This window comes from Bradyrhizobium sp. USDA 4501 (assembly GCF_054062115.1).
In genome coordinates this window covers 1,062,950-1,078,023 of sequence record NZ_JBSSEX010000001.1, presented here as the reverse complement: position 1 = coordinate 1,078,023, position 15,074 = coordinate 1,062,950, and the positions used below count along the sequence as shown (strand labels likewise).

The following is a 15,074-nucleotide window of genomic DNA, read 5'->3' as shown; positions in this document are numbered from 1 at the left end:
GCATCGCCCCGGAATGACGAGCGTTTGGCTTAGTTATTCCGCGCCGGATGGATGAACGCCCAGGGCGAGACTTCCGAATCCGTCGGCACTTCCACCGAGATCACGTAAGGCCCGCCGTCGGCCAGCGCCTTCTCCAGCACGGGGCGGAAGTGATCCGGCGAGGTGACCCGCGCGGCGCCGACACCGAAGGATTCTGCAAGCTTCACGAAATCCGGATTCACCAGGTCGGAGGCGACGACGCGGCCGTCGAAGCGCTCGCGCTGGTCGCGGCGGACATTGCCATAGGCGTTGTTGTTGAACACCAGCGTCACCACGGCGATCTTGAACTGCACGGCGGTGGCAAGTTCCTGCACGCCGAACATGAAGCCGCCGTCGCCGGTGATCGCGACCACCGGCTTGTCCGGATTGGCGACCTTGGCGCCAAGCGCGGTCGGGAAACCCGAGCCGAGCGTGCCCTGATAGCCCGAGGTGACGAAGGTCCGCGGCTCGTAGATCGGAAAGCCGTACCAGGAGGTGAAACCGACCTGCGACAGCTCGTCGGTGACAATGGCGCTCGCCGGCAGCACCTCGCGCAGGATCTTCAGATAGGCCATCTGCGGCTGGATGCGCTGGATCTCCTGCTCGGTCGCGGCCGTCGCCTCGCGGATCGCGGCGCGGCGGCCGGAGGTCCTGCGGTAGCCCACCTTGCGCACAGCGGCGGCGAGATCGGCGGTGCCGGCCTTGGCGTCCGCAATCACGCCGGCATCGGCCGGCCAGCGCCGCAGCTCGACCGGATCGATGTCGATGCGCACGCATTTCAGTCCGGCGGGCTGGTAGGGCCAGCGCGACATCGTCGGCAGCTCGAGGCGCGTGCCGATGCCGATCATCAGGTCGGTCTTCGGCCAGAGCTTGTAGGCCGAAGCCATGGTGAGCCCGAGTTCATGCGCGTTGGAGACGATGCCGCGGCCGCTGCGGAAGGCGACGACAGGCGCGTCGATCATCTCGGCCAATTCGAGGATCTCCTCGCGCGCCTCGATGGCGCCGCTGCCGACGAAGATCATCGGCGCCTTGCTGCCGGCGATCAGGTCGGCGGCGGCCTTGATGCGGTCCGCATCGGGCTGCGGCGCCGGCAACGGATCGAACGGCTTGACGGGCGCGACCTGGGTGCGCTGGGTGAACACGTCCCACGGCATCTCCAGCGAGGCCGGGCCGCGCCGGCCCGACAGCATCTCCTGGAACGCGCGCGACACCAGCGCGGGGGCGTTATCAGGGTATTCGATCCGGTCGGCCCATTTCACGAAGGTGCGCAGCGTCGCGAGCTGGTCCGGCATCTCGTGCAGATGGCCGCGGCCCTTGCCGAGGAACTGCGTCGGCACCTGACCGGTCAGGCACAGCACCGGCTCGTTGCAGCCGAATGCGGTGAGCAGCGCCGCCGAGGCGTTGAGCACGCCCGGGCCGGGCACCACGCTGAACACGCCGGGCTTGCCGCTGGAGCGCGCATAGCCGAACGCCATGTAGCCGCAGGCCTGCTCATGCCGGGCGCCGATCACCTTGAGCTGGGCCTGGTGGAAGGCATCGAACAGGCCATAGATCTGCGCGCCGGGCAGGCCGAACACGGTGTCGACGCCGTGGGCGACGAGGCCGTTGACGATCGCTTCGCCGCCGGATGTAGAGGTCATGGCACTGTCCACTTTGCTGGTGAGGTTAGGTGGCTTCGTCGACGACGCTGTTGCGCAGGATGCCGACGCCTTCGGCCTCGACCTCGACGACATCGCCGGGCTTCAGATAGCGCGGCGGATCGAACCGCGCACCTGCACCGGTCGGGGTGCCCGTGACGATGATGTCGCCGGGAACCAGCGTCGTGAAGGTCGAGATGTAGTTGATGAGGTAGCGGAAGCCGAAGATCAAGCGCGAGGTGCGGTCGTCCTGGCGGGTCTCGCCGTTCACCCGCGTGGTCAGGCGGATATCGGCGATCTGCGCTTCACCGGTGTAGGGCACGATCCACGGGCCGAGGCTGCCGGTGGAATCGAAGTTCTTGCCCTGGGTGACGTTGAACTTGGCGTGGCGCACCCAGTCGCGGATGGTGCCTTCATTGCAGAGCGTGATCGCGGCGATGTGATCGAGCGCGGCGCTCTCCGCAATGTGCCGGCCGGCCTTGCCGATCACCAGAACCAGCTCGCCCTCATAGTCGAGCTGCGGCGAGATGCGCGGCCGCACCACCGGCGTGTTGTGGCCGACGAAGGAGCGCGGCACCCGCAGGAACATGCTCGGGTATTTCGGCGCGTCCGAGCCGTCCTTGTATTCGGCATTGCGGTCCGGGTAGTTGACGCCGATGCAGATGATCTTTTCCGGCGCCGGGATCGGAGGCTGCCAGTCGACTGCGTCGAGCGCGTGGTCGGGCGCGCGCCTGGCGGCGTCCTCCACGAGCCTGCTCAGCGCGCCGGCGGCGATCGCCTCGCGCAGCGTCGGATAGTCCTTGGCGAAGCGCGACGAGAGGTCGACGATGCCGGTGTCGGTGACGACGCCATAGCTGGTGGCGCCGTTGAAGGAATAGGTGGCGAGGCGAGGAGAGGGCATTAGTAGTCCCATAATTGGTGTCGTCCTGCGAAAGCAGGGACGACGTGAGGAGGAAGGCGCGCACTAGTCCGCGACCAGCACGTCGGCGACGAAGCGCGGCTCGCGCACCGCTTGGCCGGCGAAGGTCGAGCCTTCCTCGAACCAGGAGCGCGGCGCCGGCGCGCCCCACAGCGTCTGGCGGCGCGGATCGCGCAGCGACCAGCGCAGCGGCTCATGGTCGTGATCACCGGTGAAATAATCGCTGGTGTAGAGCTCGATGCGGTGGCCGTCGGGATCGCGGATGTACAGGAAGAAGGCGTTGGAGATGCCGTGCCGGCCAGGACCGCGCTCGATGTTCTTGAGGTAGCCGGAGGAGGCCATCACGTCGCAGAGATGCACGATGTTCATCGCGGTCGGTACCCAATAGGCGATGTGGTGCAGGCGCGGGCCGCGGCCGTTGGTGATGGCGAAGTCGTGGACATTGCCCTTGCGGTGCATCCAGGCGGCTGCGATGCGGCCGTTGTCCCCGTCCTCCTCGGCATATTCGGTGAGGCGGAAGCCGAGCCGGGCGTAGAAATCGACTGTGTCCTGCACCTCGGCGGCGAACACGTTGAAATGGTCGAGCCGCTGCGGATGGCAGCCCTTGTAGAGATCGTAGCGCCGCAAGAGATGGGGGCGCTTCTCCATCGTAGCGTAAAGCTCGATCTGGAAGCCGAACGGATCGGTGAATTGCAGGGTGCGGCCCTGGAACGGCTGGTCGACGAAAGCGTAGGCGATGCCGTTCTCGGAGAAGAAGGCGGCGGCCTTGTCGAGGTCGCCGTCGTTGCCGACCTTGAAGCCAAGCCGGTTGCAGGCCGCCTTCGGCGCCTTGCGCAGCACCACCGAGTGATGCTGGTGCTCCTCGCTGGCGCGCAGATACACCGACTTGTCGTCGCGGTTCTCGATGTGAAGGCCGACCGTCTTCTCGTAGAAGGCGGCGCTCTTGTCGAGATTCGTGACGTCGAGCACGGCATGGCTGCAGCGGATGATGTTGAACGGCGGATCGAAAACGTGCGTTGGAACGGGCATCGGTGTTTCCCCTCAATTCTATCGTCATTCCGGGGCTCGCGAAGCGAGAACCCGGAATCTCGAGGTTCCGGGTTCGATGCTGCGCATCGCCCCGGAACGACGGCTGGCTAAATTCCCAGTTTCTGAATCTTGTGCGTCCCGCGCGCGAGCGAGACGTGCTTGGTTTCCATGTAGAAGTCGAACGAGTAGTCGCCGCCGTCGCGGCCGATGCCTGACGACTTCATGCCGCCGAACGGGGTCGGCAGATGGCGGACGTTCTCCGAATTGAGCCAGATCATGCCGGCTTCCAGCGCATCCGCCACGCGCAGCGCGCGGCCCATGTCGCCGGTCCAGACATAGCCGGTCAGGCCGTACTGCACGCCGTTGGCGATCTCGATGGCGTCAGCTTCGTCCTTGAACGGGATCACGGTCAGGAACGGGCCGAACACCTCCTCCTGCGCGACGCGCATTTTTGCGTTCGCGCCGGTCACCAGCGTCGGCTGCACATAGTGGCCGCCGCCAGGACCGTCATGCGGCTTGCCGCCGACCGCGATCGTGGCGCCGTCCTTCTTGGCGACGTCGAAATAGCTGCACACCTTGGCGAGATGCCGCTCATGGATCAGCGGCCCGATCTCGGTGGCGGGATCGAGGGGGTGGCCAACCTTGAGCGCCTTTACGCGTTGGGTCAGCTTCTCGATGAACTTGCCGGCGACGCTCTCCTGAACCAGCAGCCGGCTCGACGACGTGCAGCGCTCGCCATTGAGCGAGTAGATCATGAACACGACGGCATCGAGCGCGCGATCGAGATCGGCATCATCGAATACGATCACCGGGTTCTTGCCGCCGAGCTCGAAATGCACCCGCTTCAAGGTCGGCGCGCCCTGCGCCATGATCGCTGAGCCCGTCGCGCTCTCGCCGACGAAGCCGATCGCCTTGATGGCGGGGTGCTCGGTCAGCGCCTTGCCGGCCTCTTCGCCGAAACCATGCACGGTGTTGAGCACGCCGTCGGGGATGCCGGCCTGTTTTACGAGTTTGACCAGCAGATCGGCGGTGACGGGCGACCATTCCGCCGGCTTGTGCACCACGGTGCAGCCGGCCGCGAGCGCCGGCGCGATCTTCCAGGTCGAGAGCATGAACGGCGTATTCCACGGCGTGATCACGCCGACCGGGCCGATCGGCACGCGGGTCGAGATGTTCCAGTGCTCGTCCGAAGGCGTGTTGAGACCGTCGCGGGCCTCGCCGCATTTGTCGGCGAAGAAGCGGAAATTCTCCGCGGCGCGGATCGCGGCCTTGGCCATGAAGCGGTGCGCCTGGCCGGTGTCGATGCATTCGAGCACGGCGATGTCGTCGGCGCGCGCCTCGATCGCATCGGCGACGCGATGCAGCAGCTTGCGGCGCTGCGCCGCCGGCATGTCGCGCCAGGCCTTGAAGGCCTTGGACGCCGCGGTTGCGGCACGGTCGATATCCTCGGCATTGCCGCGTGCGACCGTCGCCAGCACCGTGCCGTCAATCGGCGATCTCGTCTCGAAGGTCTGGCCGGAGGCCGCCGGCACGATCTTGCCGTCGATCACATGGCCGATGCCTTCGGCTTTCAAGCTTGCAAGCAGCGGGCCGGCGCGATCGCGGTTGGCCTGGAACACGTCGGCTGGCGATTTCGCTGTCGCTTTATCCATTGACCGTCTCCACCTTCAGTGCGTCGTGGATGTTGTTGCGTTTCCAGCTGGTTTCCTTGTCGTTGATCTGCATGTCGAACGACAACGCGAATTTGCTGTTGGCGAAGACCGGATCGAGATGAGCCGATAGCGCCTTGAAGATGTACTCGCCGGCCTTCTTGCGGGTGGCGAGATCGCGGCCTTCGCCGAGCCGCAGCACCATGTCGAGGAAACCGTAATTCTTGCGGCCGTCGGCGATCGCGTAGTGCTCGCATCTGACGGCACGGACGCGGATGCCGCCGAGCGGGAAGATGCCGGTCTCGACCGCGGCCTTGCGGACCAGTTCGACCGTCGCGCCCATGTCGACCAGATCGTCGAGATTGGCAGAGTATTCAAGCGTGAAATGCGGCATGCAGCGCTCCTGCTGAAGGCGTCAGGCGAAGTAGCAGCTTACGGAACCATACGGTCCGTAGTCGGCCTGGATGGTGTCGCCCGTGCGGGTCTCGATCGGACGGATGAAGGAGCCCGCCAGCACGACCTGGCCGGCTTCCAACGCCAGCCCGTTCGGCGCGATCTTGTTGGCGAGCCACGCCACCGCGGTCGCCGGATGATTCAACACGCCGGCGGCCAGGCCGGTTTCCTCGAGCTGGCCATTTCGGAAGCACAGCGCGCCGATCCAGCGCAGGTCGGCGTCCAGCGGGCGGATCGGCCGGCCGCCGAGCACGATGCCGGCATTGGCGGCGTTGTCGGCGATGGTGTCGAAAATCTTGCGGGTCGCCTTGGTCTCGGGATCGACGCGCTCGACCCTGGTATCCAGGATCTCCAGCGCCGGTACCACGAAATCGGTCGCGTTCAGCACATCGAACAGTGTGCAGTTCGGCCCGGTCAGGCGATGCTTCATCACGAAGGCAAGCTCGGCCTCGACGCGGGTGGCGATGAAGCGGTCGGTCGGGACCAGGCCGCCATCGGCGAAGAACATGTCGTCGAGCAGGATTCCGGAATCGGGCTCGTCGATATTGAGCGCGCTCTGCATCGCCTTCGAGGTCAGGCCGATCTTGTGGCCCTTGACGACGCGGCCCTGCGTCACCTTCATCTCGACCCAGGCCTTCTGAATCGCGTAGGCGTCTTCGAGGGTGATGCGGGGGTATTCCAGCGAGAGCTGGCGGATTTGCTTGCGGGTCTTTTCCGCGCCGTCGAGCCGTTCGGCGGCAGCGCGGATATCGTCCTTGGAGAGGGCCATGCGTGCTACACAAAAGTGGATGTCGGGAGATGATTAACATGTTAAGTGAATTCCCGCAAACTGAATCAAGGCATGTTGCAACGCAAAATTTCGTTGCGCAGGATTAGGTAATGGCGCGCAAAAATTCGAACGACATTCGGCCGGGGCAGGGCGAGGACGTGGCGGCGCGACGGACACCGATGCGCGAGTTCTCGCGCTCGCTGCCGATGTCGCTGCTTCGCGCCCGCGAGGCGGTGATGCGGCAATTCCGTCCGTCGCTGCGCAATCACGGGCTGACCGAGCAGCAATGGCGGATCCTGCGCGCGCTCACCGCGGTCGACGAGATCGAGGTCACCGAACTCGCCCGCATGGCGTTTCTGCTCGGCCCGAGCCTGTCGCGAATCCTTCGCGATCTCGAGGGCCGCGCGTTGATCGAGCGCAAGGCAGCGGAGAACGACGCGCGGCGCGCAGTGGTTTCGATCTCCGCCAAGGGGTTGAAGCTGATCGAGGCGGTGGCGCCGACGTCGGAGACGATCTATGCCGAGATCACCCGGCGCTTCGGGGCGCGCAAGCTTGCCGAATTGCAGGAGATGCTGGGCGCGCTCGAAGCGAGCCTGGCCGGAATGGGCTCGTCCGATGACGCCGAGGTCGAGGCTGACGAGTAGCTTCGATCATGCGCGGCATTCGCGCTCAGGCCATGTAGGGCACGCGCGAAATCACGTTGATGGCGCGGAATTCGGCAATCCAGCCCGCGACCTTCGAGTGGGACCATTCGATATGGCGGCGCAAGATGGCTGCCGCCGCGTCGCCGTCACGCGTGCGCAAGGCTTCGATGATCACCAGATGCTCGTCCATGAAGGAATCGATCTGCGGCGCGGTCAGGGCGACCTGAATGTGCTTGCCGATCACGAAAGCGCAGTGGGTGCGCTTGAGGGCTTCGATCATCTCGCGATTGGCGCCGTAACCCAGGCAGCGGATATGGAGGTCGCCTTCGATCTCATCGAGTTCGCCGACGCCGACGCGGTCGCGGTGCTGGATCCCCTCGCGCAGCCGCTCCGCCATACGGTCGAGCAGGGCGGCAGGAATTGTCGCCGTCGCGGATTTGAGGAGCAGCGGCTCGAGCGTTGCGCGCACCTCGAAGATGTCGCGGAGGCGGTCCTCGTCCAACGGCACCACGTACCAGTGCGCCTTGGCGCCCTTCTCGAGGATGCCGATCGCCTGCGCGCGCAGCAGCAGGTTGCGCGCCACCGTGCGCCCCACCCGGAAATGCCGCGCCAATGCGAGCTCGCTGACGCGGAAGCGTCCGAACAGCGACCGGTAAATGATCTCACGTTCGAGCTTGTAGTAGAGCGTATCCCAAGCGTCGCTGCGCACGGCATCGACGGGGCCGTCGGTCAGCCCAAACATTTCCGGTGTGATCGGGACGCGCCGAGGGTCGACCTTGCGCTTGCCGGCGATGACGCCGCGACCGTCGAACCGCCGCACCAGGCCGATATGCTCGAGCTGTTCAAAAGCTTGCCGCACCGGAGAGCGGCTGGAGCCGAACAAGGTCGCGATCGCCGATTCGGAAAGGACCGTGCCAGGTGGCACGTGACCGGCGCGGATGTGCTTTGCCAATGCGCTCTTGATCAGCGCGTAGGCCGGCTGTTTTCGTCTGGTCTGCGATTTCGCTCGTGGAATCGACATGGAATGGCTGCCCGCTGGCCACACTATCACGTGATCGCGTCATGGTCGCTCGTAGCAGGCATTTACGCACCTCTGCCAGCGAACTTTTGACTATTGCGTGCAATGTGCAATCATGTTTAGCTGGGTCAAGCGCCAGATTGATGGTCGCCGTTGCACGGCTTGTGCGCTGCAGCGGTGCTCACGTTTGCTCGTCGCGCCGTTTGATGGCTGCGAACGGGCCAACAGATCGACGCGTCAGCTCGTCTCAACGCAGCCGACAGCAAGTTCGGCGCATCACAGGGAGGATGGAATGAAACTGACGAGACGTGAGTTTTCCGCTGGTTTGGCGGCAGGTCTCGCTGCACCCGCGCTGATGCGCAGCGCTTGGGCGCAGGGTGCGACGATCAAGATCGGCATGTGCGTGCCGGTGACCGGACCCGCGGCGGAGCAGGGGCTGTGGGCCCAGAACGGCGCCAAGCTGGCGCTGGCCGCGGTCAACAAGGCCGGCGGCGTGCTCGGCAAGCAGGTCGAACTCGTCATCGAGGACGATCAGACCACCAATCCGGGCATCGTGCTGGCATTCTCCAAGCTCGCCGCGCAATCCGACATCGTCGCCTTCCTCGGCTCGATCCGCTCGACCCAGGTGCAGGCGATGGCGCCCGACGTGATCAAGGTCGGCAAGCCGGTGATGATCGGCGGCACCAATCCCGACCTCACCCATTCCGGCAATCCCTGGCTGTTCCGCTTCCGTCCGAACGACAATTATTCCGGCCGCGTGATCGCCGACTTCGGCGTCAACACGCTCGGCAAGAAGAAATGGGCGATCGTGCATTCCACCGACGCCTTCGGCACCGCGGGCGGCAAGGCACTCTCGGAAGCGCTGACCAAGCTCGGCGCGCCGCCGGTGCTCGACCAGGGTTACGCCAACCAGAGCCAGGACTTCACGCCGGTCGTGCTGGCCGTGAAGCAGTCCGGCGCTGATGTGCTCGGCACCTACTTCACCTTCGAGAACGATCTGGGCATCTTTGCCCGCCAGCTGCGCCAGCTCGGCGTCAATATCCCCTGGGTCGGCTCGCCCTCGGTGGTGGCGGTCTCCTCGACCAAGCTCGCCGGCCCCGCGCTGTTCAACACCTACGGCGTCGCCGACTTCGCCGAGGATTCGAGCGATACCGCGAAGGCGTTCGGCAAGGCCTATCGCGATGCCTACAAGACCGCGCCCGACAACCAGAGCGCTTGGCCCTACGATGCGATCACCATCCTGTCGGCGGCAATCAACAAGGCCGGCTCGACCGATCCGAACAAGATCCGCGACGCCATCCTTGCGACGCAGAAGTTCGCCGGCGCCGAGGGTGAATACAATTTCGACAAGAACGGCGACGGTCTGCACGGCTACAATGTCGTGAAGAACGACAAGGGCAAGATCGTCTACGACAAGCATATCGACTTCAACGATTGATAGCGGTTCGGCCTCTCCGGGCCACCTCGGAGAGGCCGTTCGCCCGCGACACAATTCTCAGATCGAGCGCTCGTCATGGATCTCGTCCTCCAACTGCTCTTTACCGGCATCGGCATCGGCGCGGTCTACGCGCTGGTCGCGCTCGGTTTCGTGCTGATCTTCCGTGCCACCAACGTGGTGAACTTCGCGCAAGGCGAGTTCTCGATGGTCGCCGCCTATCTGATGGTGGTGTTCTCGGTCGATCTCGGCTGGCCTTACTGGCTGTCGTTCCTGATCGCGCTCGCCGGCATGGCGTTGTTCGGCGTCATCTTCAATCTCGGCGTCTATTATCCGCTGCGCAATCGCACCTATCTGCCCGTGATCATCGCCACCATCGGCGCCTCGATCCTGCTGTCGAACTCGGTGCTTGCGATCTACGGCCCGCAGCCGCAGGTGCTGCAGGGCTGGTTCGATACGCCCGGCATCCAGCTCGGCCCGGTCTATCTCGACAGCCAGTATCTTCTGATCATCGGCGTCACGATCCTTCTGGTGCTGTTCAATTTTTGGTTCTTCGAGAAGACGCTGCTCGGCAAGAAGTTGCAGGCGACCTCGCAGGATAAGGAAATGGCCTCGCTGCTCGGCATTTCCGTTTCCACCATGATCATGATCACCTTCATCTATTCGGCCGTGCTCGGCGGTCTCGCCGGCATCCTGGTGGCGCCGGTGCTGTTCGTCTCGATCCAGATGGGCTCGACGATTGCGCTGAAGGCGTTTGCCGCGACCATCATCGGTGGCTTCGGTGACGTCGCCGGCGCCATCGTCGGCGGCCTCGCGCTCGGTGTCATCGAGACGTTCGGTGCCGCCTATATTTCAGTGCCGTACAAAGACGGCTTTGCCTTCCTGGTGCTGATCGCTTTCCTGGTGTTCCGGCCGCAGGGCATCTTCGGCGAACGCGTCGCGGAGAAAGCATGAGCGCCACCGACAACATGATCCCCGCGCCGGCCGTGCGCTCGAAGCCGCTGATCATCCGTCATCTGCCGTATTTCATCGGCGCCGCGGTGCTGGTGGCGCTCGCCGCCGGCATGCGGTTCGACGGGTACATCCTCAACATCCTGCTGCAGGCCACGACCTTCTCGATCGCGGTGTTCGGGCTGTCGGTCGTGCTCGGCCTGTGCGGCCAGATCAACCTGGCGCAGGCCGCGTTCTTCGGCTTCGGCGCCTATGTGGTCGGGCTCGGCACCGCGGACCTGCACCTGAACTTCTGGCTCTGCCTGGTTGGCGCCTGCGCGATCACGCTGATCGCCGGCGCGTTCCTCGGCATGTCGACGCTGCGGCTCGGCGGGCACTACCTTGCGATGGTGACGATCTCGTTCCAGCAGATCGTGACGCTGGTGATGATCAATGCCATCGGCGTGACCCACGGGCCGGACGGCGTCGCCAACATTCGCCGGCCGGAGCTGTTCCAGTCCTCGCAGAGCTACCTGGCCTTCTGCGTCGCGATGCTCGCGATCGTCGGTTATCTGGTCTGGCATCTGCCTGATACCAAGCTCGGCCGCGCCATGCGCGCGGTGCGCGACAACGAGCTTGCGGCGGGCGTCAATGGCATCGACGTGTTCCGCACCAAGATCTACGCCTTCGGCCTGTGCGCGTTGCTCGGCGGTCTGGCCGGTGGCCTGTTCGCCGGCGGCTTCGCCTATGTCAGCCCGGACCAGTTCTCGTTCGCAGAATCGATCGTGTTCCTGACCATGTCGCTGCTCGGCGGCGTGGCCTCGCCGATTGGCTCGGTGATCGGTACGGGCCTCCTGATCCTGATCCCGGAATGGCTGCGCTTCCTCAAGAGCGTGCCGGGACTTTATCTGGCGATCTACGGCCTGTTCGTGATCCTGATCATCCGCTTCATGCCCGACGGTATCTGGGGTTTTGTGTCGGACGCATTCACGCGCTGGCGTGCGCACACCAAGGCGCCGCCGGCCGCGGCGGCCTTGCAGCTCAAGCCGGCGACGTCAGGCGGCGACATCGTGCTCGAAGTGACCGGGCTCTCGAAGCACTTTGGCGGCCTCAAGGCGGTCGACGGCGTCGATATCGCGGTGAAGCGCGGCAGCGTGCATGCGCTGATCGGGCCGAACGGCTCCGGCAAGACCACGACGCTGAACGTGCTGTCCGGGCTCTACAAGGCGACCGCGGGCAGGATCGTGCTCGACGGCACCGACATCACCAACATGGCGCCGCATCAGCGCACGGCGGCCGGCCTCGGACGCACCTTCCAGAACATCCGCCTGTTCCGTTCGATGACCGCGCTGGAGAATGTCGAGATCGGCGCCGAGCGGCCCGGCAACACCATGATCGGGAAGGGCGAGGACGCGCTGACGGAGCGCGCGATGGAGGCGCTGACCTTCGTCGGGCTCGGCAACCGCGCCAACGAATTGATCTCGAGCTTCTCCTACGGCCACCAGCGCCTGATCGAGATCGCGCGGGCGCTGGCGTCGAACCCGACGCTGCTGCTGCTCGACGAGCCGGCGGCCGGTCTCAACTCGACCGAGAAGCTGGAGCTGCATGAGCTGCTCAAGCGCATCGCAGCCCAGGGCCTCACCATCCTGATCATCGATCACGACATGACGCTGGTGTCGGAAGCGGCCCAGCACATCACCGTGCTGAACTTCGGACGCCGCATCGCGGACGGCGAGTCGATGGCGGTGCTGCGCCATCCCGACGTCGTCTCCGCCTATCTCGGGAGCGAATGATGCCGCTGCTCGAAATCCGTAATCTCGTGGTCCGCTACGGCGAGATCGAGGCGCTGCGCGGCGTCACCATCGCCGTGGAGCAGGGCCAGGTGGTCACGCTGCTCGGCGCCAACGGCGCCGGCAAGTCGACCACGCTGCGCGCGATCTCAGGCCTCGCCAAGCCCGCCTCCGGCGACATTATGTTCGACGGCCACTCGATCGCGGGCCTCGGGCCCGAAGCGATCGTCCGGCTCGGCATCTCGCACGTGCCGGAAGGCCGCCGCGTGTTTCCGGGCCTCACCGTGAAAGAGAACATCATGCTCGGCGCATCGAACCGGAAGGTGCCGGCGTCGCAGATCTCGCGCGAGGCCGACGCGATGTTCGATCTGTTCCCGGACATCCGCGCCTTTTCCAACGCGCTCGGCTGGACGCTGTCCGGCGGCCAGCTGCAGATGGTCGCGGTGGCGCGCGGCCTGATGGCCAAGCCGCGGCTGCTGCTGCTCGACGAACCGTCGCTCGGGCTGGCGCCTGTGATCGTGCAGGCGGTGTTCCGCATCATTTCGCAGATCAGGAAGGACACCACGGTCTTGCTCGTCGAGCAAAATGCGCGCATGGGACTTTCGGTCGCCGATCATGGCTTTGTCCTGGAAACGGGGCGGATCGTGCTGGGCGGCAAGCCCGACGAATTGTGGGGCAATGAGGCTATCGCCGCGGCCTATCTCGGCGGCCACGCCAAAACCCACGCCTGACAACGTCCCGTGCTTTACTGAGCGAGCTGGTTTTTCATGGTCACCATCAAGGTCGATAACCTCATCAACTTCGTGTCCGAGGTGTTTTCCCATTCGGAGTCCTCTCCGGAAGAGGCGAAGCGCATCGCGACCTATCTGACGACCGCGAATCTTACAGGTCATGACAGCCACGGCGTGATCCGCGTGCCGGTTTATGTCAGGTGGAAGAAGATGGGCTCGATCGTGCCGAACCAGACTCCCGAGGTGGTGGTCGACACGCCATCGCTCGCGGTGGTCGACGGCAAGTTCGGCTATGGCCAGACCGTCACGCCGGTTGCGGTCAGACTCGGCATCGAGAAGTGCAAGAAGGCGGGGCTCGCCGCGGTCGCGCTGCGCAACTCCGGTCATCTCGGCCGCGTCGGCGACTGGGCCGAGATGGCCGCCGCCGAAGGTCTTGTTTCAATTCATTTCGTGACCGCGGCCGGCTCGCTGCTGGTTGCGCCTTACGGCGGCGTCGAGAAGCGCCTGTCCACGGCGCCGTATTGCGTCGGCATTCCGCGTCAGGGCCAGGATCCGATCGTGCTCGATTTTGCGACCTCGGTTGTCGCCGAGGGCAAGTGCCTGGTGGCAAGCCGCGGCGGCAAGAAGCTGCCGACCGGCGCGCTCGTCGATGCCGACGGCACGCTGAGCGAGGATCCCCACGTGCTGTATGGGCCGTACACGCCGGACGGACCGCGCGACCACACCAAGGGAACTGGCGCGATCCGCGCCTTCGGCGATCACAAGGGCTCGGGTCTCGCCTTCATCTGCGAACTGCTGGGCGGCGCGCTGACCGGCACCGGCGCGACGTCGTCGGACCGGCGCTTCGCCAACGGCATGATGGCGTTCTACATCGACCCCAAGGTGATCGACACCAGCAATTTCTTCGATGGAGAAATCACCCGCTACACCGATTTCATCCGCGCCACCAAGCCGATCGCGGGCACGGATTCCGTGCTGGTTCCAGGCGATCCGGAGCGGAAAACCCCGTGCCGATCGCACCAGGAATGGCATCCCCTTGCCTGACGACACGTGGGCGGCGATAGTGAATACCGCGCGCGAAGTCGGCGTCAGCGAAGTTTCTATCCAGCGGGCGACCAGCTGAAGGCTCGTCCCCCAATAAACCGCAAAGGGAAACGCGATCAATGGCAAACAAGGTCAAGCAAGTCTGGGCATCGGGCAAAGCGGTGGTGAACGCGTGGCTCGCGATCCCCTCGGGATTCTCGGCCGAAGTGATCGCGCAATGCGGCTTCGACAGCGTCACCGTCGACATGCAGCACGGTGTGCAGGATTATCAATCGATGGTGCAGTGCTTCCAGTCGATGCACGCCCATCCGGTCACTCCGATGGTCCGCGTACCCTGGAATGAGCCCGGCATCATCGGCAAGGTGCTGGACGGCGGCGCCTATGGCGTGATCTGCCCGATGGTCAACACACCGCAGGAAGCCAAGAACCTCGTCTCCTACGCAAAATATCCGCCGAAGGGCGTGCGCTCCAACGGCCCGATCCGCGCCGGCATGTACGGCTCGGCCGGCACCTATCAGCAGACCGCCAACGACGAGATCGTGCTGCTGCCGATGATGGAGACCAAGACCGCGGTCGAGAACATGGAAGCGATCCTCGATGTCGAAGGCATCGATGGCGTCTATATCGGCCCGTCCGATCTCGGCTTCTCCTACGGCCTGGTGCCGAAGCTCGATCGCGATGAGCCGGAGATCCTCAAGATCTACGAGAAGATCATCAAGGAATGCGGCAAGCGCGGTCTCAATCCGGGCATCCACTGCTCGGGCGCCGAAGGCGCGGTGCGCGCGATCAACATGGGCTTCAAGCTCGTGACGCTATCGAACGAGGTCGGCCTGATGCAGGTCTACGCCAAGATGCAGGTCAACGCGACCCGCGAAAAGTCCGGCGGCAAGGCGTAAGCTCTGTCCGCGATGTTAGCTCTGCTCCCTCGCCCTGCTTTTGCGGGGAGAGGGTTGGGGTGAGGGGCTCTATCCGGCTAGCACCGTCTTTTTAATTGGCAACGTGCGTCGC

General features: G+C 64.8%; 13 protein-coding genes and 1 pseudogene. 7 read left to right on the top strand and 7 right to left on the bottom strand.

Annotated features, from left to right (window positions below; translation table 11 throughout):
• Positions 1-29: 29 nt before the first annotated feature.
• From ACVWZM_RS05150 to hpaH, 6 genes are all read right to left on the bottom strand, one after another.
• The gene (locus ACVWZM_RS05150; RefSeq protein ID WP_057015723.1) at positions 30-1,658 is read right to left on the bottom strand and encodes a thiamine pyrophosphate-dependent enzyme; all 1,629 of its coding nucleotides are present in this window, start codon (positions 1,656-1,658) and stop codon (positions 30-32) included.
• Between the two features lie 25 nt (positions 1,659-1,683).
• The gene (locus ACVWZM_RS05145) at positions 1,684-2,556 is read right to left on the bottom strand and encodes a fumarylacetoacetate hydrolase family protein (RefSeq protein ID WP_057015722.1); all 873 of its coding nucleotides are present in this window, start codon (positions 2,554-2,556) and stop codon (positions 1,684-1,686) included.
• A gap of 63 nt (positions 2,557-2,619) precedes the next feature.
• Positions 2,620-3,603 (bottom strand): 3,4-dihydroxyphenylacetate 2,3-dioxygenase, encoded by a 984-nt coding sequence (gene hpaD / locus ACVWZM_RS05140; protein WP_057015721.1) that lies wholly within the window; start codon positions 3,601-3,603, stop codon positions 2,620-2,622.
• A gap of 107 nt (positions 3,604-3,710) precedes the next feature.
• On the bottom strand, positions 3,711-5,255 hold the full coding sequence (gene hpaE, locus ACVWZM_RS05135) for a 5-carboxymethyl-2-hydroxymuconate semialdehyde dehydrogenase (RefSeq protein ID WP_456835292.1): 1,545 nt from the start codon (positions 5,253-5,255) through the stop codon (positions 3,711-3,713).
• Complete coding sequence (locus tag ACVWZM_RS05130) at positions 5,248-5,646, bottom strand: 5-carboxymethyl-2-hydroxymuconate Delta-isomerase (protein ID WP_076832987.1); 399 nt, start codon at positions 5,644-5,646, stop codon at positions 5,248-5,250. Before ACVWZM_RS05130 ends, hpaE begins: the two co-directional genes overlap by 8 nt.
• Before the next feature lie 21 nt (positions 5,647-5,667).
• On the bottom strand, positions 5,668-6,474 hold the full coding sequence (gene hpaH, locus ACVWZM_RS05125) for a 2-oxo-hept-4-ene-1,7-dioate hydratase (RefSeq protein WP_456835291.1): 807 nt from the start codon (positions 6,472-6,474) through the stop codon (positions 5,668-5,670).
• A 110-nt stretch (positions 6,475-6,584) separates the two neighbouring features.
• Between hpaH and hpaR the strand changes: the two genes are divergently transcribed.
• Positions 6,585-7,118: a homoprotocatechuate degradation operon regulator HpaR gene (hpaR, locus tag ACVWZM_RS05120; RefSeq protein ID WP_057015717.1), complete on the top strand. Its 534-nt coding sequence runs from the start codon at positions 6,585-6,587 to the stop codon at positions 7,116-7,118.
• 25 nt (positions 7,119-7,143) lie between these two features.
• Here the strand turns inward: hpaR and ACVWZM_RS05115 are convergent, their stop codons facing one another.
• Complete coding sequence (locus tag ACVWZM_RS05115; protein ID WP_076832993.1) at positions 7,144-8,139, bottom strand: GntR family transcriptional regulator; 996 nt, start codon at positions 8,137-8,139, stop codon at positions 7,144-7,146.
• A gap of 289 nt (positions 8,140-8,428) precedes the next feature.
• On the opposite strand from ACVWZM_RS05115, the gene ACVWZM_RS05110 reads away from it, so the two are divergent.
• The 6 genes and pseudogenes from ACVWZM_RS05110 to ACVWZM_RS05085 all read left to right on the top strand — a co-directional run bounded on the left by ACVWZM_RS05110 (position 8,429) and on the right by ACVWZM_RS05085 (position 14,962).
• Complete coding sequence (locus ACVWZM_RS05110) at positions 8,429-9,574, top strand: ABC transporter substrate-binding protein (RefSeq protein ID WP_076832996.1); 1,146 nt, start codon at positions 8,429-8,431, stop codon at positions 9,572-9,574.
• Positions 9,575-9,649: 75 nt separating this feature from the next.
• Positions 9,650-10,525, top strand: coding sequence for a branched-chain amino acid ABC transporter permease (locus ACVWZM_RS05105; protein ID WP_016841141.1), 876 nt, complete (start codon positions 9,650-9,652; stop codon positions 10,523-10,525).
• The gene (locus ACVWZM_RS05100; protein ID WP_141339479.1) at positions 10,522-12,294 is read left to right on the top strand and encodes a branched-chain amino acid ABC transporter ATP-binding protein/permease; all 1,773 of its coding nucleotides are present in this window, start codon (positions 10,522-10,524) and stop codon (positions 12,292-12,294) included. The genes ACVWZM_RS05105 and ACVWZM_RS05100 overlap by 4 nt, the downstream gene beginning before the upstream one ends.
• Complete coding sequence (locus tag ACVWZM_RS05095; protein WP_057015754.1) at positions 12,294-13,022, top strand: ABC transporter ATP-binding protein; 729 nt, start codon at positions 12,294-12,296, stop codon at positions 13,020-13,022. The genes ACVWZM_RS05100 and ACVWZM_RS05095 overlap by 1 nt, the downstream gene beginning before the upstream one ends.
• A 36-nt stretch (positions 13,023-13,058) precedes the next feature.
• A pseudogene (locus tag ACVWZM_RS05090) lies at positions 13,059-14,145 on the top strand (malate/lactate/ureidoglycolate dehydrogenase).
• Positions 14,146-14,185: 40 nt separating this feature from the next.
• Positions 14,186-14,962 (top strand): HpcH/HpaI aldolase family protein, encoded by a 777-nt coding sequence (locus ACVWZM_RS05085; RefSeq protein WP_018270573.1) that lies wholly within the window; start codon positions 14,186-14,188, stop codon positions 14,960-14,962.
• The last annotated feature ends 112 nt before the right edge of the window (positions 14,963-15,074 follow it).